12 protein-coding genes are annotated in these 17,227 nt (G+C 65.5%); 10 read left to right on the top strand and 2 right to left on the bottom strand.

The annotated features are described in order from the left end of the window. Positions 1 to 108: 108 nt before the first annotated feature. The 3 genes from rhaI to ACSVHC_RS01260 are packed head-to-tail and all read left to right on the top strand — an operon-like array spanning position 109 to position 4,831. On the top strand, positions 109 to 1,275 hold the full coding sequence (gene rhaI, locus ACSVHC_RS01270; RefSeq protein ID WP_439180442.1) for an L-rhamnose isomerase: 1,167 nt from the start codon (positions 109 to 111) through the stop codon (positions 1,273 to 1,275). A gap of 2 nt (positions 1,276 to 1,277) precedes the next feature. After that, positions 1,278 to 3,329 carry a bifunctional aldolase/short-chain dehydrogenase gene (locus ACSVHC_RS01265; RefSeq protein ID WP_439180441.1) on the top strand — a complete coding sequence of 684 codons (2,052 nt, stop codon included), beginning with the start codon at positions 1,278 to 1,280 and terminating at the stop codon, positions 3,327 to 3,329. Further along, positions 3,326 to 4,831, top strand: a complete 1,506-nt coding sequence (locus ACSVHC_RS01260; protein ID WP_439180440.1) for a rhamnulokinase — start codon at positions 3,326 to 3,328, stop codon at positions 4,829 to 4,831. The genes ACSVHC_RS01265 and ACSVHC_RS01260 overlap by 4 nt, the downstream gene beginning before the upstream one ends. Here ACSVHC_RS01260 and ACSVHC_RS01255 read toward each other — a convergent pair. After that, on the bottom strand, positions 4,762 to 5,379 hold the full coding sequence (locus tag ACSVHC_RS01255; protein WP_439180438.1) for a TetR/AcrR family transcriptional regulator: 618 nt from the start codon (positions 5,377 to 5,379) through the stop codon (positions 4,762 to 4,764). The two genes, ACSVHC_RS01260 and ACSVHC_RS01255, sit on opposite strands and share 70 nt — an antisense overlap. Before the next feature lie 200 nt (positions 5,380 to 5,579). On the opposite strand from ACSVHC_RS01255, the gene ACSVHC_RS01250 reads away from it, so the two are divergent. Further along, a complete protein-coding gene (locus ACSVHC_RS01250) occupies positions 5,580 to 6,842 on the top strand; it encodes a glycoside hydrolase family 1 protein (RefSeq protein WP_439180437.1) in 1,263 nt (420 codons plus the stop codon). A gap of 65 nt (positions 6,843 to 6,907) precedes the next feature. Here the strand turns inward: ACSVHC_RS01250 and ACSVHC_RS01245 are convergent, their stop codons facing one another. Next, positions 6,908 to 7,735 carry an IclR family transcriptional regulator gene (locus ACSVHC_RS01245; protein WP_439180436.1) on the bottom strand — a complete coding sequence of 276 codons (828 nt, stop codon included), beginning with the start codon at positions 7,733 to 7,735 and terminating at the stop codon, positions 6,908 to 6,910. Between the two features lie 255 nt (positions 7,736 to 7,990). On the opposite strand from ACSVHC_RS01245, the gene ACSVHC_RS01240 reads away from it, so the two are divergent. From ACSVHC_RS01240 to ACSVHC_RS01215, 6 genes are read left to right on the top strand one after another with little or no spacing between them, the layout of a single operon-like run. Then, positions 7,991 to 9,547, top strand: coding sequence for an ABC transporter substrate-binding protein (locus ACSVHC_RS01240; RefSeq protein WP_439180435.1), 1,557 nt, complete (start codon positions 7,991 to 7,993; stop codon positions 9,545 to 9,547). A 47-nt stretch (positions 9,548 to 9,594) separates the two neighbouring features. Further along, the gene (locus ACSVHC_RS01235) at positions 9,595 to 10,548 is read left to right on the top strand and encodes an ABC transporter permease (protein ID WP_439180434.1); all 954 of its coding nucleotides are present in this window, start codon (positions 9,595 to 9,597) and stop codon (positions 10,546 to 10,548) included. Then, entirely contained in the window at positions 10,545 to 12,548 is a 2,004-nt protein-coding gene (locus tag ACSVHC_RS01230; protein ID WP_439180433.1) for a dipeptide/oligopeptide/nickel ABC transporter permease/ATP-binding protein, read from the top strand. The genes ACSVHC_RS01235 and ACSVHC_RS01230 overlap by 4 nt, the downstream gene beginning before the upstream one ends. Beyond that, positions 12,545 to 13,552, top strand: a complete 1,008-nt coding sequence (locus ACSVHC_RS01225; protein WP_439180432.1) for an ABC transporter ATP-binding protein — start codon at positions 12,545 to 12,547, stop codon at positions 13,550 to 13,552. The genes ACSVHC_RS01230 and ACSVHC_RS01225 overlap by 4 nt, the downstream gene beginning before the upstream one ends. A gap of 37 nt (positions 13,553 to 13,589) precedes the next feature. Next, complete coding sequence (locus ACSVHC_RS01220; protein ID WP_439180430.1) at positions 13,590 to 16,211, top strand: glycoside hydrolase family 78 protein; 2,622 nt, start codon at positions 13,590 to 13,592, stop codon at positions 16,209 to 16,211. Continuing rightward, positions 16,208 to 17,203: an alpha/beta hydrolase fold domain-containing protein gene (locus tag ACSVHC_RS01215; RefSeq protein WP_439180429.1), complete on the top strand. Its 996-nt coding sequence runs from the start codon at positions 16,208 to 16,210 to the stop codon at positions 17,201 to 17,203. The genes ACSVHC_RS01220 and ACSVHC_RS01215 overlap by 4 nt, the downstream gene beginning before the upstream one ends. The last annotated feature ends 24 nt before the right edge of the window (positions 17,204 to 17,227 follow it).

The raw sequence follows: 17,227 nt of genomic DNA, 5'->3' as shown, positions 1-17,227 counted from the left end.
CCATGGAAGCAGGCCCTACCGTGTGAGTAGTTTCTTGAATGAATCGATTCAAGACAGAATTTGGCGCTCCCGTTCAACGACGAAGCACAGGCAACAGAAGGAACAACCATGAACACCACGGAATCGGCCCTGGGCCGCCTCGAGGAATTGGCCATCGAGGTTCCCTCGTGGGCCTACGGCAACTCGGGCACACGCTTCAAGGTGTTCGGCACGCCCGGCACCCCGCGGACCATCCAGGAGAAGCTGGCTGACGCTGCGAAAGTCCACGAACTGACGGGCCTTGCGCCGACCGTGGCACTGCACATCCCGTGGGACAAGGTGAACGATTACGCCGCACTCCGCGATTACGCGGCTGACCTCGGCGTGGGACTCGGCACCATCAACTCCAATACGTTTCAGGACGACGAATACAAGTACGGCTCCCTGACGTCCTCCGACGCCGCGGTACGCCGCCGGGCGATCGATCACCACCTGGAGTGCATCGAGATCATGCATGCCACCGGCTCCCGGGACCTGAAGATCTGGCTCGCCGACGGCACCAACTATCCGGGCCAGGATGACATCCGCGGCCGCCAGGACCGCCTCGCGGAATCCCTTCAGGAGATCTACACGGGCCTCGGCGGGAACCAGCGCCTGGTCCTGGAATACAAGTTCTTCGAGCCGGCTTTCTACCACACCGATGTTCCGGACTGGGGTACCTCCTACGCGCAGACCCTGGCGCTGGGGGAGAAGGCCTTCGTCTGCCTGGACACCGGCCACCATGCCCCGGGCACCAACATCGAGTTCATCGTGATGCAGCTGTTGCGCCTGGGCAAGCTGGGCTCCTTCGACTTCAACTCGCGCTTCTATGCCGACGATGACCTGATCGTCGGGGCCGCGGATCCCTTCCAGTTGTTCCGCATCATGCACGAAGTCATCCGCGGCGGCGGCTTCGGCAAGGATTCGGGCGTCGCCCTCATGCTGGACCAGTGCCACAACCTGGAGGAGAAGATCCCGGGCCAGATCCGGTCCGTGCTCAATGTCCAGGAAATGACGGCCCGCGCCCTGCTCATCGACACGGACGCGCTCACCGAAGCGCAGCGTGAAGGCGACGTCCTGGCCGCAAACGGCATTTTCAACGACGCCTTCTACACGGACGTCCGGCCGGTCCTGGCCGGGTGGCGAGAATCGCGCGGGCTACCCGCGGACCCGATGACCGCGTTCAAGGCCAGCGGCTACCAGAAGAAGATCAACGAGGACCGCGTGGGCGGCCAGCAAGCCGGATGGGGCGCTTAGGCATGAATATGCAGAACACAATTAACAAGACCGTTGAAGAACTGATCGGCCGTTCCAACCGCCTGGGCGCGGACAAGCGGAACACCAACTTCGCCGGCGGGAACACGTCCGCGAAGGGCACGGAAAAGGACCCGGTGACCGGCGCGGACGTCGAGCTGTTGTGGGTCAAGGGTTCCGGCGGGGACCTGGGAACCCTGAAGGCGGCTAACCTGGCCGTGCTGCGGCTGGACAGGCTGCAGGCGCTCAAGGCCGTTTACCCCGGCGTCGAGCGCGAAGACGAAATGGTGGCCGCGTTCGATTACTGCCTGTTCGGCAAGGGCGGCGCCGCGCCGTCGATTGACACCGCCATGCACGGGCTCGTGGACGCCGCGCACGTTGACCACCTGCACCCGGACTCCGGCATCGCGATCGCGACGGCGGTGGACGGGGAAGCGCTGACCTCCAAGGTCTTCGGCGAGAAGGTCGTGTGGGTTCCGTGGCGCCGTCCCGGCTTCCAGCTGGGACTGGACATTGCCGCGATCAAGGAAGCCAACCCGCTGGCCATCGGCACCATCCTGGGCGGCCACGGCATCACGGCGTGGGGCGCCACGAGCGAGGAAGCCGAGGCCAACTCCCTGTGGATCATCGAGCAGGCAGAGCGCTACATCGCGGAGAACGGCAAAGCCGAGCCTTTCGGCGCCAAGCTCCCCGGCTACGGTGCGCTCCCGGAAGCTGATCGCCATGCCAAGGCGGCCTCCCTGGCTCCTGTGATCCGCGGCCTGGCTTCGGCCGACAAGCCGCAGGTGGGCCACTTCAGCTACGATCCGCGGGTCCTGGAATTCCTCGAAGGCGCCGAGCACCCGCGCCTGGGCGCACTGGGCACCTCCTGCCCGGACCACTTCCTGCGCACCAAGGTCAAGCCGCTCGTCCTGGACCTGCCGGCCGACGCCGGCATCGAGGAGAGCGTCGCACGCCTCAAGGAGCTGCACGCGGCATACCGCGAGGATTACCAGGCCTACTACGACCGCCACGCGGACGATAACAGCCCGGCCCTGCGCGGCGCGGACCCGGCCATTGTCCTGGTTCCCGGCGTCGGGATGTTCTCCTACGGCAAGGACAAGCAGACGGCACGGGTCGCGGGCGAGTTCTACCTCAACGCGATCAACGTGATGCGCGGCGCCGAGGCCATCTCTTCCTACGCGCCGATCGAGGAATCCGAGAAGTTCCGGATCGAATACTGGGCCCTGGAGGAAGCCAAGCTCGCCCGGATGCCCAAACCCAAATCGCACGCCACGCGCATCGCTTTGGTGACCGGCGCGGCGTCGGGCATCGGCAAGGCGATCGCGACCCGCCTCGCCGCAGACGGCGCCTGCGTGGTCATCGCGGACCTCAACCTGGACAACGCGCAGGCCGTCGCGGCCGAACTCGGCGGCGCGGACGTCGCCATCGGAGTGCAGGCAGACGTCACCGACGAAGCCCAGATCGCTGCCGCCATCCAGGAAGCCGTCCTGGCCTTCGGCGGACTCGACCTCGTGGTCAACAACGCGGGCCTGTCCATCTCCAAGCCGCTGCTGGAAACCACGGAGAAGGACTGGGACCTGCAGCACAATGTCATGGCCAAGGGATCGTTCCTGGTCTCCAAGGCCGCGGCGAAGGTCATGATCGACCAAGGCATGGGCGGGGACATTGTCTACATTTCCTCCAAGAACTCGGTGTTCGCGGGCCCGAATAACATCGCCTACTCTGCCACCAAGGCGGATCAGGCCCACCAGGTCCGCCTCCTGGCCGCGGAACTGGGCGAGTACGGCATCCGCGTCAACGGCATCAACCCCGACGGCGTGGTCCGCGGCTCGGGCATCTTCGCCGGCGGCTGGGGCGCCAAGCGCGCCGCCGTCTACGGCGTCGACGAGCAGGAACTGGGCAAGTACTACGCCCAGCGCACCCTGCTCAAGCGCGAAGTCCTGCCCGAGCACGTGGCCAACGCCGCCGCCGTGCTGACCAGCAACGAACTCTCGCACACCACGGGCCTGCACATCCCCGTGGACGCGGGCGTCGCCGCGGCCTTCCTGCGATGAGCGGTAAGGAGGCTGGCGCCGGCGTTTTCGCCGCTGTCGATATCGGAGCATCTTCCGGGCGCGTCATGCTCGGCCGTGTCACCCGCGGCAGTGCGTCCGGCAAAACGGTCTCGCTCGAAACCGTGCACCGTTTCCCCAACGGCGTCGTAGAGCTCGACGGCGGACTCCACTGGGATTTCGACGCCCTCCTCGAGGAGGTGCTCAAGGGACTTGCGGCGGCCGCGGAAACGGCCGCCGCAGGCGGGGAGCGGATCGCCAGTATCGGGATCGACACGTGGGCCGTGGACTACGGACTCGTGGATGCCTCCGGTGCCCTGCGGACCCAGCCGTTCAGCTACCGCGACGAGCGCGGGCGCACCGCGGTCGCGGACGTTCACAACGTGCTGGACCCGGCACGGCTCTATGCCGCCACCGGGCTGCAGTTCCTGCAGTTCAATACGCTTTACCAGCTCGCCACCGAACGTGAACTAAGCGGCGTCCAGGCGTTGCTCATCCCGGACTTGATTGCATTCAGGCTCACCGGGCAACGTCGCACCGAGGCCACGAATGCCTCCACCACCGGACTTTTTGACGCCGTCGCGGGGGAGTGGGCCAGCGATTTCTTCAATCTACTCGGCCTGCCCAAGAACCTGTTCCCGGCCATCATCCAGGCAGGCGAGACCATAGGCACGCTGCTTCCGGACGTCGCGGCCCGGACGGGCCTCGGAGCGGAGACCGTGGTGGTTGCCGTCGGATCGCACGACACCGCCTCGGCAGTGGCAGCCGTTCCTGCGCAGCAGGAAGACTTCGCCTACATTTCTTCCGGCACCTGGTCCCTCGTGGGCGTGGAATTGGACAGCCCGGTCCTCGATGAAACAAGCCGATTGGCCAACTTCACCAACGAGCGGGGCGTCGACGGCACCATCAGGTACCTGCGCAACGTGGGCGGCCTGTGGTTGCTCAGCGAATGCCAACGCGCCTGGGCCGCCGAAGGGCACCGGCAGGACTTAGCCGCGCTCCTGGAGTCCGCGGCGGCACTTCCCGCCGGCGGCCCGCAGATCAACGCCGACGATCCCGCGTTCATCGCCCCCGACAACATGCCGGACCGCATCCGGGCCTCCGTGCGCGCCGGCGGCGCCGTCCTCCCGGACCGTCCGGCCGCCGTCGTGCGCTGCATCCTGGACAGCCTCGCGGCCGCCTATGCGCGGACCCTGGCACGCGCCGAAGAACTGTCCGGCAAGGAGACCTCGGTGGTCCACATCGTGGGCGGCGGCTCTCAGAACAGGCTGCTGTGCCAGCTCACCGCAGATGCCACCGGCAAGACGGTTGTGGCCGGTCCCGTGGAAGCTACGGCGCTCGGAAACGTACTGGTCCAGGCCCGCGCGGCCGGAGCCGTTACGGGAGGCCTGGCCGAACTCCGGGCACTCGTCAGGGCAAGCGTCCAGCTGGAAAGCTACGAGCCGGGCCTGAGCAGTCGCAGGAACGCCTCCAGATGCTCCGCCATGTCCACTGAGTCGTCGTAGAGCCAGGCCAGCTGAACGCCTTCGATGAGGGAGGCGATCTGCCGGGCAACGATTCCGGGATTGAGGTCTGCGGCCGCGCGGCCGGCGGAGATTTCCCGCTCGAGCTCGGCGCGGATCGAACTGATGATTTCCTCGTCGCGACGGCGGATGAACCCGTGCGCGGGGTGGTCCGGCCGCACGGCCTCCGCCCGGAGCGTCGCGTCGAGCTGGATCACGCCGCGGATGAGCGAGTTGCTGCGCATGACCTCCGGCACGGTTTCCAGCAGGCCTTTTTGCTCGAGCATTCCGCGCCGCCAAGGGCCTTCCCGTTCTTCGCGGCGAACCAGGACGGCCTCCAACAAGGCGTCCTTGCTCCCGAAATGGTGCCGCAAGGCGGTGTGGCTCGTTCCGATTTCATCGGCGATCTGGCGGATTGACAGCGACTGGAAGCCTTTGTCCGCGAAAACCGCGAAGGCGGCGTCCACGAGCTCGGCCCTCTTGCGCTCACCATTCACATAGGGGGCCCTGCGCCCGCTGCGCGCCGGCTGCCGGGCAGTCGTCTCGGTCATGTCGCCGTCTTCCTGGTCACGTTATTGCCTCTTCCGGAGGGCCCGCCACGAGGCTTGCCCTCATTCCTTTTCCATTATGGCAAAGGAATTCGACTGAACCTATTCCAAACTGGAACATGTTTACTCTAGGGTGGGTACACCGCCAGGCAATGCAGCCCCGTGGCGGGTGCCGCTTCGCGCGGCCGCAGAAAGGACTTCCATTGAGCAATTCCCAGCACTTCCCCGAGAACTTCCTCTGGGGCGTCGCCACAGCAGCCCACCAAGTGGAGGGAAACAACACCAACAACGACACCTGGTTCCTCGAGAACCTCCCCGGGACGATCTTCGCCGAACCCTCCGGAGACGCCGTCGACCATTACCACCGGTACCGCGAGGACATCGCGCTGATCGCCTCACTGGGATTCACCAGCTACCGTTTTTCCCTGGAATGGGCACGAATTGAGCCCGAAGAAGGCCACTTCTCCGTGGCCGAACTGGACCACTACCGCCGAATGCTGGAAGCCTGCCACGAGCATGGGCTCACGCCGGTGGTCACGTACCACCACTTCACCTCTCCGCGCTGGCTCCTCGCCGCAGGAGGTTGGGAGGACGCCGCGACGCCCGAGCGCTTTGCGCGGTACTGCGACCGGGTCACCGAGCATCTCGGCGACCTCATCGGCGTCGCTTGTACGCTCAATGAACCCAACCTTCCGTGGCTCTTGAAAGCGCTGGGCATCGGCGGTGAGCCGGCGGAACAGCGGGGTGAGGTGCCCATTTGGGCGGCAGCCGCGGAGCGCCTCGGCATCGATGCGAGCAGGGTGGCTCCCTTCCAGTTCACCGTGTCCGACGCAGGCTTCGACATCAAACTCGAGGCCCACCACGCCGCGCGGGACGCCATCAAGGCACGTAGGCCCGAACTGCAGGTGGGCTGGACTCTCGCGAACTCCGACATCCAAGCCGCAGAGGGCGGACAGGAGCTCGCTGACCAGGTGCGACGCGACGTCAACGAGCGGTTCCTTGAAGCGTCCCGCGGCGATGACTTCGTGGGCATCCAGACCTACGGCCGGACCGTGTTCGGACCCGACGGCCTTGCGCCCGCTCCCGACGGAGTACCTATCAACCAGATGGGCGAGGAGATCTATCCGCAGGCCCTCGAGGTGACCATCCGAGAAGCCGACAGGATCGCCGGCATCCCCGTGATGGTCACGGAAAACGGCCTTGCCACCGAAGACGATTCACAGCGGCTCGAGTACCTCAAGACGGCCGTGTCAGTGGTCGAAGCATGCTTGGCCGACGGCATCGACGTCCGCGGCTACATCGCGTGGACGGCGTTCGACAACTTCGAGTGGATCTTCGGGTATGGGCCCAAATTCGGGCTGATTGCCGTCGATCGGACCACCCAGGAGCGCACTCCCAAGCCGAGTGCGTACTGGCTGGGCGACATTGCGCAGGCCGCGCAGGCTCGGTTGACGAACGTCGGCTAGGCGGCACCTGACGGCGGTTCGCACTTTGCGGTGCGGGCCGCCGTCGGGCGTTAAGCGGCTTGAGATTACGCGTGGGTTCGGACCGCGTTGCTCACTTCGGGGTTGTACCCGAGGTTGCGGGACACCGCGCGTGCCGTTGCCTGCACTGCCGGGGCAAGCACGTTCGGCGGAGTGGCGCCGTCGGGAACCACGATGGAGAGCGCAGCAACAACCGCGCCTTGGGCGTCGAAGATGGGAGAAGCCACGGAAACGGTCCTGGAAGGGGCCGAGCGGCGGATCATCGCGACGCCTGTCCGCCGCACGTCGGACAGGGTTCGCCTCAATTGGCCCTCCGGCATGGCGTCCACGCCGGCCTCCACATCCGCTGGCTGCCTGATGGTCCACTCCTGGAACGCGGCGTCCGCCCCGGCCAGAAGGACCAGGCCGACGGCCGTGTAGCGAAGCGGCAAACGTCCGCCGACCCGGTATGCCACTTCTGTCGCTTCCTTGGACGAGAGCCTCTCGATGAGCACCGCCTCGTTCTTGTCCCGCACGGCAAGGAGCACGTGGTGGCGCGTGACTTCGAACAAGTCCTCCAGGTACGGAAGCGCGATTTCCCGCACACCGTGGCCGCGGGGCGAGAGCGACGCCACTTCCCAGAGCCGCACCCCCACGACGTAGCGGCCGTCGTCGAGCCGTTCCAGCGCGCCCCAGGCGACCAATCGCGCAATCAGGCGCAACGCCGTCGGCGCCGGCATTCCTGCGTATCTCGCCATTTCGGACAAAGTCAGCGCCCGACGTCGGTCGGTGAACACGGCGAGCAGGCTCAGCGCCCGGTCAATCACCGGTTCGCCCTGCTTGGGGCGTTTGCCACGCTGCGGCACTTCAGCTTGCGGCCCGGGTCCAGCTGTCATCGGGAAGCTCCTCCTTGAGTCCGCCAGGGTGATCCTCACCACAATACTGTTTCAACCAATGAAATTCACATGGGGCTGCGGGAGGCCCTCAACGGATTCTTGAAGAAGCCGGTCGGCGAGCGCCATACGAGCCGCATCGAACGAACGGTCCGGAAGCAGGTCATGGTCGACCAGCGGCTCGGACTCCCGGTCCCCAGATGTTAAATCCCAGTTCCTCAAAAGAACCCGTTCCTCAAAGAATGCGAAGGCGCACACATGAAACTCCTGAATCCAGCGGCACAACGGAGCGCGGCCGCTCTGGCCGGGGCACTCCTCCTTGGATCCTTGACCGCCTGTGGGGGCGGAAGCTCCGCTTCAACCGCGGTTGACAAGAGCACCTTGACGATCGCGAGCGATAGCGACAGCGCATCCTTCGGCTACGACCCGCTGCGCGTGGCCGATGCCCAGCGGCAGTTCTTTGAAGGCCTGTATGACAACCTCATGACGCTTCAGCCCGATGGCAGTGTGGGACCGGGCCTCGCGACGTCGTTCAGCTACAACGCAGACAGCACCGTCCTCACACTAAACCTGAAGGACGGGGTGACCTTCACCGACGGGTCCACCCTGGACGCGGCACTCGTCAAAGCGAACCTCGACCGCCGTTCGGACACCGCGCTGAGCGCCTACTCGGCCATCGCCAAGGGAGGGGCCCAGGAAGTCACCTCCGTGGACGTGGTCAGCCCGACGCAGGTGGCCATCACCTTCGCCAAGGCTCAGCCTGGCTTTGAGAAAAACCTCTCTGGAACCATGGGCATGATCGTCGGCAAGACTGCCGTAGCAAACACCGCGAGCCTCTCCACCACCCCGGACGGATCCGGGCCTTACACCCTCGAAATGTCAGGCACGGTGAAGGGCAACAAGTACGTCTTCCAGAAGAACAGCAAGAGCACCGACGCATCGAAGTACGCCTACAACAAAATCACCTTCAGCGTCATTCAAGACCCGCAGGCCCGGGCGAATGCCCTGGTGTCCGGCCAAGCCGACGTCGCAATCCTGACCTCGCCCACTGTTGACTTCGCCAAGTCCAAGGGCCTCGGCGTCTCCCAGATCGGCGGCACCATCCACACCATGGTCTCCTTCGACAAGATCGGCAAGACGTCGCCCGCCTTCGCAAGCGAGAAGGTCCGCCAGGCGTTCCAATACGCCATTAACCGGCAGGCCCTCGTAGATGCACTGCACAAGGGAGATATCGCGGCGTGGAACTCCCTGCCCAAGGACTCCGCCGGCTTCACCGAAGCGCTGAACACGGAGTTTGCCTATGACCCGGCGAAGGCCAAGAGCCTCCTGGCAGAGGCCGGCTACCCCAACGGCTTTGAATTCACGATTGTCGGCAGTGCCGAAACCCAGACAGATCTTCAGGCCGTCCAGAAGGACCTGGCCGCCGTCGGGATCAAGATGAACATCAAGATGGCCTCTTCAACCGACGAGGCGTTTGCGGCCGTTGCCACCACGCCACTCGGCTACGCCGCGCTTGGGTGGGACAACCCGGTTGGCCTCATGTACGGCGTGGTCCTGAACGGTTTCACCAACGTGCAGAAGGCCACCGACGCGCAGCTGACGGCGGCCACCGGCGAGGCCGCGGCCGCAAAGGACGACGCCTCGAAGAAGACAGCCCTCACGAAGCTCAACACCCGTCTGGTGGAGTCCGGCTGGATGATCCCGCTGTACGAATCCCTGACCAACCAGGGCTACAACACCAAGAAGGTCCAGCAGGTCACGTTCGCGGGCAGCAACGCCTACCCCTTGCTCTCGTCCTACGCACCCACCAACTGATCCACCCGGCCGGACGCCTTCGTCACAGAAGGCGTCCGGCCCGACCAATGGAGGTCACCATGGCAATGTTCGTAGCCAAGCGCCTGTTGATGGCGCTTGCCACTGTGCTGGTGGTGGCGGTGCTGGCATTCCTGCTGGTCCACGCCATGCCAGGCAGCCCGGGTGCAGTGTCACTCGGCGCGGGCGCCTCGCAGGAAGCAATCGATGCGTTCAACCAGCATCTCGGGTGGAACGACCCGCTCGTGGTTCAGTTCTTCCGTTGGCTTGGCGACGCTGTCCAAGGAAACTTCGGGAACTCCCTTATCGATGGGCGATCCATCAGTGCGGACCTGGCGAACCGGCTTCCTGTCACGGCCGCTTTGGCAGCCGGGGCCACCGTCTTGAGCGCCATCCTCGGCATCGCACTCGGCGTCACCGCAGCCGTGCGCGGTGGCCTGCTGGACCAGGTCATTGGAGGGTTCCTCGGACTCCTCGTGGCGCTTCCGGCCTTCTGGATCGGCATCATCTTCGTTTACCTCTTCGCGGTACAGTCGTCCGTCTTCCCGGCAACCGGGTTCGTCCCCTTCTCGGTTTCCCCGCAGGACTGGGCGTTGTCCTTGGCGCTTCCCATCATCACCCTCGCGGTAGGAGCCGCCGCCTTCATTGCCCGCCAGACCCGGGCATCAATGCTCGACGCCCTTCAGCAGGAGCACATCCGGACGTTGCGCGCCACGGCAACTCCTACGTGGAGGATCCTTTACGTCCACGCACTGCGTTACGCCAGCCTCCCCATCGTGGCCGGGATCGCGCTGCAATTCATCGGGCTCTTCGGCGGATCGGTGATCGCGGAGCAGCTGTTTGCGATGCCGGGCCTCGGCCAGGCCGTCCAGACCTCCGTCAGTACCCACGATGCTCCCGCGGTTCAAGGCGTGGTGGTGGTGGCAACGGTGGTGGTTGTCGCAGTGAACCTCGTCCTCGAACTCACTACCAAATTCCTCGACCCGAAGTTGCGTGCCGCATGATTCCCGCGATTACTCCCACCGCTTCCGTGCGGAAGACCTCCCTCACCAAGTTCTCAGGGCACAGGCTTCTGAGCTCTCCCGGAGCGGTGGCGGGAATTGCCTGGCTCGCTGTATTGGTGCTCGCTTCCCTCACGGCACCGCTGTGGTTGCCCTTCAAGACTGAAGACCAGGATTTCAGCGCTGTTCTCTCCGGACCCACCGCCTCGCACTGGCTTGGAACCGACGAACTCGGCCGCGACCTGCTGAGCCGCATTTTCGCATCAGCAGCCGGGACGCTGGGGACATCCCTCATCACGGTAATCGTCGGCGTCGGGCTGGGGACGGTCCTTGCGCTGTACGCCGCCGCCTCGTTCCGTGCCGAAGGGATCATCAGCCGCGTCACGGAGATCATGATGTCCTTGCCCGGTACTGTCATCATCCTCGCAGTGATCGGCGCAATCGGTACGAACATTCCGCTGATCATGGCCATCCTCGGCGTCCTCATTTCGGCCGGGATCTATCGCGTGATGCTCGGACAGGCGAAGTCGCTGCAATCCCAGCTGTACGTCGACGCCGCGAAGGTGGACGGCGTCGGACCGCTCGGGATCAGCCTCCGGCATGTCCTTCCCGGCTTAAGCAACACGATCGTGGTTCAGTCGGCGCTGATCTTCGCGGTTGGCATGTTGATCCAGGCAGGTCTCGCATTCATCGGCTTCGGGCCACCCATTCCACAACCGAGCTGGGGCGGCATGATCCAAGGCGCCTCCCAGCACGTCTACGACGCCCCTTGGCTCATGGTTCCCACCGGCGCGGTGCTCGCACTGACTGTCCTCTCGGCCAACGCGATCGGCAACGCCCTGGGCAACGGTCCGAACGCCGCGGCGCCGCACCTTCCGTCTGCCGCCATCCGGCGGCGCCGGGCGATCGCCGCAGCGGCGGCTGCCGCCGTCGAGCAGCCGGTGAAAGACGCCCCGGCTCCCGGCCACCTGAGCGTGCGCGGACTGTCCGTGGGGGTCGACGGCGGGACGGCACTGGTCACGGACGTCTCCTTCGACGTCGAGCAAGGAACGGTGCTGGGCCTGGTCGGTGAGTCCGGTTGCGGTAAAACCATGACTGCCCTGTCGCTCCTGGGCCTTCTTCCGTCGGGAGTGTCGGCAACGTTCGGGCAGATCCTGTGGAGCGGACAGAACCTGGCCAGCGCCACTGAGAAGGACATGGAAGGCCTCCGGGGCCGCGACATCGCCCTCATCTCCCAGGAACCGATGCGGGCGCTCGACCCCATGTTCACTGTTGGCTACCAGTTGACGGCAACCATTCGGCGCCTGCGTGGCATGGGCCGGACCGAAGCCAACAACGAGGCCCTCAGCCTGCTGGAGAAGGTGGGCATCGTGGATGCCAAGCGCATCCTGAAGGTCTATCCGCACCAGATCTCCGGCGGAATGGCCCAGCGTGTCGCCATCGCGATGGCACTGTCGGGGCGTCCCCGCTTGCTGGTGGCTGACGAACCCACCACCGCGCTGGACGTGACGGTACAGGCCGAGATCCTGTCGCTGCTCCGTTCGCTCGTGAAGGACACGGGCATGTCGGTGGTACTTGTGACCCACGACCTCGGTGTGGTGGCGGACATTTGTGACAACGTGGCCGTGATGTACGCCGGCCAGGTGGTGGAAAGCGGCCGGACCGCGCGCATCCTGGACCGGCCCCGCCACCCTTACACCCTCGCGCTACTGGCCGCCGATCCACACGCCAATACCGCCCACGATATGCCGGAGAGGCTGGCCACCATCAAAGGCCAGGTTCCCCAGCCCAAGGACTGGCCGGGCGGCTGCCGTTTCATGGCACGCTGCCAATTCGCCGGATCGGCATGCACGGCTCCCGTGCCGCTGCTTTCATCCGGTGCGGAGGACGGCACCGTCCGGTGTGTGAAGGCCGACGAGTTGGCCGTCGAGGGCCTCGGCTGGCTCCCCACGGAAGTCCCGGGCCACCGCGTACTTGAGATCGTTGAAAAGGACATGGCATGAGCATCGAAACGGCAGAACGCGACGACACCGGGCTGGCTATCGCAGGGCAGCCTATGTTGGAGGTCAAGGACCTAGTGGTGCGCTACGGCAACGGACGCAAGGCAGCCTCGGCTCCTGCCGCCGTCGACGGCGTGAGCTTCAGCATCGAGCCCGGCGAGACCGTGGGGCTCGTGGGGGAGTCCGGCTCCGGCAAGTCCACCATCGGCAAGGCCATCCTCGGCCTGCAAAAGGTGACCGCCGGCTCCATCGCTTTCCAGGGCGGCGACATCACCCATTCGGATGCCGCCCGCCGTCGCGCGCTCGGCAATGAGCTGCGGGCGGTCTTCCAAGACCCCAACTCCTCCCTCAACCCCCGCAAAACCATCGGCGCTTCGATCGCTGAACCTCTGCGCGTTCGGGGAGTATCCGCTGGTGAGGCACGAACCCGGGCCGAGGACATGCTGGAACGAGTGGGACTTCCACGCGAAGCCGTGGACCGCTACCCCAGCCAGTTCTCCGGTGGCCAAAGACAGCGCATCTCGGTGGCCAGGGCACTGATCTGCGAACCCCGGCTCGTAGTATGCGACGAAGCCGTGAGCGCCTTGGACCTTTCCACCCAGGCGCAGGTGCTCAACCTCCTCGCCGATCTGCGGGATGAACGCGGCCTGAGCTACCTGTTCATCGCGCACGACATCTCGGTGGTGCAATTTCTGGCCCAGCGCGTCGTGGTGCTTTACCGCGGCCAAGTCATGGAAACCGGCCCGGCCGCGGCCGTCACCGAATCCCCGAAACATCCCTTCACCCAGGCATTGGTTGCCGCCTCACCGGTGCCGCGTCCGGCAGAACAGGCCGAGCGCCGCGCGCTACGCGAATCCCTCGGCGTCCGCACCGCAGCAGCCGTGGCGGCAACACCGGGAGGCTGTCCCTTCCGGCAGCGCTGCCCGTTGGCCACCGATCTTTGCGCATCGGAACGTCCCGCCCTCCGCAAGGTGGGCGAGGCCGATGTTGCCTGCCACTACGCCTGACCACCCCCTTCCTTCCCTTTATCCCAGGAGCAACTCAATGACTGTCCCTTCCGCCCTCCGCTTCGAACACCACGAAGAGCCCCTCGGCATCGGGGAAGACCGGCCTCGGCTGTCCTGGCAGGTAACTACCGAACGGACCGGCTGGGTCCAAGCCGCTTATGAACTGGAACTCGGTCCGGACGAAACCAGCCTCGTCAGCTACGGGCGGGTCGAAACCGCCGAGCAGCTCCTGCGGCCGTGGCCTGCAGCCCCTTTGAAGAGCCGGCAGCGCGTCGCGGCGCGCGTCCGGGTCTGGGGAGCGGACGATGGCGTTCCTTCCTCATGGAGCCCCCTTGCGTTTGTGGAAGCCGGGCTCCTGCACGCCACCGACTGGCAGGCCTCGATGATCCGCCCGGCTTGGAAGGAAGCCAGCGTGGACACCGAACCCGCTTCTCGACTGAGCCGGACCTTTGAACTGGACGGTCATGCGGCCTCCGCCCGGCTCTATGCGAGCGCCCACGGCCTTTACGTGGCCTACATTAACGGCCGGCGGATAGGTAACGAACGCCTGGCTCCCGGGTGGACCAGCTACCACCACCGGCTGCGGTACCAAACCCACGATGTGACGGACTACCTGCAGCCCGGCACCAATGTCATCGGGCTTGAACTTGCTGACGGTTGGTGGCGCGGCAACCTTGGCTTCCAGGAGAAGCGGAACTACTACGGAAACCGTACGGCGGCGATCGCCCAGCTTGAGATCGTCGATGACCTTGGCGAAGTTACCCTCATCGGCACCGACAACTCCTGGAAGGCAGGAACGGGTCCTGTCCTGGCAGCCGACCTCTACAACGGCGAGAGCTACGACGCCCGCATGGCGGACCAAGGTTGGGCCGGTTCCTTGGACACCACGTTTGACGGCGTTGTGGAAGAGAATTTCGACCCCGCGGTGTTCGTGGCACCTGACGGTCCGCCGGTCCGGGCCACGGAAGAGCTGGCAGTGAAAGCCGTGCTGACGTCTCCTTCCGGTAAGACGCTCCTGGATTTCGGCCAGAACCTCGTGGGACACGTGCGGATCAGGGTCAGCGGCGAGCGTGGCACGGAGGTGGTCCTGCGGCACGCTGAAGTGCTTGAACATGGAGAACTCGGGACCAGGCCCCTGCGCGTCGCGAAGCAGACCGACCGCTACATCCTCCGCGGCGGGACCGAAGAGCAGTGGGAACCGGAATTCACCATCCATGGATTCCGCTACGTGGAGGTGAGTGGCTGGCCGGGTGAGCTCAATCCCGAAGCTTTCACCGCCGTCGTCGTCCATTCGGACCTGTTGCGCAGCGGAACTTTTGAATGCTCGGACCCTATGTTGAACCAGCTGCATTCCAACGTCCTGTGGGGCATGCGCGGGAACTTCGTGGACGTGCCCACGGACTGCCCGCAGCGCAACGAACGTCTCGGCTGGACCGGTGACTTCCAGGTCTTCGCAGCAACGGCATCGTTCCTCTATCGGATCCCCGGGTTCACCGCCTCTTGGCTCAAGGACCTTTCGGCTGAGCAGGGAACCTACGGGCCACCGCCGCTGGTGGTCCCCGAGGTCACATTCGATATGCCGCCGTTCCCGGTCCGTCCGGTGATGGCGGCGTGGGGCGATGCCGCCGTGCTGGTTCCCTGGGTGCTGTACCAGTGCACGGGGGACCTCGAGTTCCTGCGCCGCCAATTGCCCAGCATGCGCGCCTGGCTCGAAGCGGCAGTGGAAGCCGCGGGACCGGAGTTGCGCTTTGAGCAAGGTATGCAGTTCGGCGACTGGCTGGACCCGGCGGCACCGCCGAATGAGCCGGGAGCTGCCCGGACCCCTTGGCAGTTCGTGGCACAGGCATACCTGGCCCACTCTGCGTCGGTGGCGTCCCAGGCCGCGGCTTTGGTGGGTGACGACGACGAATCCGCCCGCTTCCGTGAACTCGGTCTCCGTGCCAGGACGGTGTTCCGTGAAAGGTTCGTCGCCGAAGGTGGCCGGATCACGCCGGAGACACAGACCGCCTACTCCGTGGCCTTGAGTTTCGGGGTCCTCGAACCCGCGGAGCGCGCGGTGGCGGCTGCTGGCTTGGCGGCTGCGGTTGAGGCTGATGGATACCGGATCGCCACCGGTTTCGTGGGAACCCCCTTGGTGTGCGATGCGCTGAGCGATCACGGCTACGCGCCGGCGGCCTACCGACTGCTGCTCCAGACTGAATGCCCGTCCTGGCTCTACCCGGTGACCATGGGCGCTACGACGATCTGGGAACGCTGGGACGCCATGCTTCCGGACGGCAGTATCAACCCGGGGGAAATGACCTCCTTCAACCACTACGCGCTCGGCGCCGTGGCCGACTGGATGCACCGCACGGTCGCGGGCCTCGCGCCCGCGGAACTGGGTTACCGCAACATCGAAGTGCGGCCGCGGCCCGGCGGAGGGCTCGACTGGGCGGAAGCCCGGCACGAAACCCCGTACGGCGAAGCCGCGGTGCGCTGGGAGCTTTCGGGTCAAGCGTTCTCCCTCGCGGTAACGGTACCTGCAGGCTGTACCGCTGCAGTGCACCTGCCGGACGCGGCCGAAAGCCGCTACGACATCGGCTCCGGGGTATACACCTTCAGCTGCGATGTGGCGCAAACCGACGTCTCGCGCACCCCACAACTGTCGGCACGGCCATGACCTTGGATCCGGAGCTGGCCGGGCTCACGCATCATGTGGGCCAGGCCAGTTCCACCTCCGAGCTCCTTGCCGATCCGGCCGGGCATCAACGCCTTGAGGCCTTTTGTGGAGGCCTGATTCCGTATGCGGCGCCGGACGTTCCCGTCCGCGCCATGGACGTGGCCGGACCTAATGGTCCTGTGCCGATCCGGATCTACGGCGAGGCCCGCAACGGCAGAGCGGACGACGGCGGGGCACCGGCCTTGGTGTGGATGCATGGCGGCAACTTTGCCGTTGGCGGACTGGACATGCGCGAATCGGAGCAACTGGGCCGGGAAGTGGCTGCTCGGAGTGGCGGAGTGGTGGTAACTGTGGGCTACCGGCTGGCGCTCGACGGGATCCACTTCCCGGTTCCGCATGAGGACGTGCTGACCGCTTGGTTGTGGACAGTCGGAAACGCCGCCGAGCTCGGGCTGGATCCATCGCGGCTGTGCTTGGGCGGTGCCAGTGCGGGTGGAAACCTTGCCGTCGGAGCGGCGCTCTACCTCAAGGATGCCGGACTGCCGCTGCCCGCCAAACTGGTGCTCGCCTACCCGTTCCTGCACGGCGAACTCCCTGGGGAGCGGGAGCTCGTCCTCCCGTCGCCGGCGGACATCCCCCCGTTCCTCTGGTTCACCGAGGAGGACTGCCGCAACATGGTGGAGAACTACATCGGCGGTCCCCTCACCATGGCATCCTCCTACGCCATGCCCGGGCACGCCGATCCCGCAGGCCTGCCGCCGTCGGCCGTTCTGTCCTGCGAGTACGACAACCTGCGCTTCTCCGGGGAACTCTTTGTTGAAGGGCTGCGTGCTGCAGACATTCCTGTCCGATACCGGATGGAACCCGGAACGACTCATGGCTACCTCAATCATTCCGCCGCCCTGGGTGTGGTCCAGCGCGGGCTTCAATTCCTCGCCGATGAACTTCAACAACCTGCCCACCCAACTGACTCGCACTTAACGTCGTTTTGAGCCTCCAAAACGACACTTACTGCG

It is taken from the genome of Arthrobacter sp. KNU-44 (assembly GCF_051843155.1).
GTDB lineage: Bacteria > Actinomycetota > Actinomycetes > Actinomycetales > Micrococcaceae > Arthrobacter.
Note: the sequence above shows the minus strand (reverse complement) of the source record. Positions and strands in the feature narration are given on the sequence as shown.

What these genes read in the sequence shown, in the direction of transcription:
- rhaI (WP_439180442.1), top strand. Translation starts at nt 109, where the DNA reads ATGAACACCACGGAATCGGCCCTGGGCCGCCTCGAGGAATTGGCCATC.
- ACSVHC_RS01265 (WP_439180441.1), top strand. Translation starts at nt 1,278, where the DNA reads ATGAATATGCAGAACACAATTAACAAGACCGTTGAAGAACTGATCGGC.
- ACSVHC_RS01260 (WP_439180440.1), top strand. Translation starts at nt 3,326, where the DNA reads ATGAGCGGTAAGGAGGCTGGCGCCGGCGTTTTCGCCGCTGTCGATATC.
- ACSVHC_RS01255 (WP_439180438.1), bottom strand. Translation starts at nt 5,379, where the DNA reads ATGACCGAGACGACTGCCCGGCAGCCGGCGCGCAGCGGGCGCAGGGCC.
- ACSVHC_RS01245 (WP_439180436.1), bottom strand. Translation starts at nt 7,735, where the DNA reads ATGACAGCTGGACCCGGGCCGCAAGCTGAAGTGCCGCAGCGTGGCAAA.
- ACSVHC_RS01240 (WP_439180435.1), top strand. Translation starts at nt 7,991, where the DNA reads ATGAAACTCCTGAATCCAGCGGCACAACGGAGCGCGGCCGCTCTGGCC.
- ACSVHC_RS01235 (WP_439180434.1), top strand. Translation starts at nt 9,595, where the DNA reads ATGGAGGTCACCATGGCAATGTTCGTAGCCAAGCGCCTGTTGATGGCG.
- ACSVHC_RS01230 (WP_439180433.1), top strand. Translation starts at nt 10,545, where the DNA reads ATGATTCCCGCGATTACTCCCACCGCTTCCGTGCGGAAGACCTCCCTC.
- ACSVHC_RS01225 (WP_439180432.1), top strand. Translation starts at nt 12,545, where the DNA reads ATGAGCATCGAAACGGCAGAACGCGACGACACCGGGCTGGCTATCGCA.
- ACSVHC_RS01220 (WP_439180430.1), top strand. Translation starts at nt 13,590, where the DNA reads ATGACTGTCCCTTCCGCCCTCCGCTTCGAACACCACGAAGAGCCCCTC.
- ACSVHC_RS01215 (WP_439180429.1), top strand. Translation starts at nt 16,208, where the DNA reads ATGACCTTGGATCCGGAGCTGGCCGGGCTCACGCATCATGTGGGCCAG.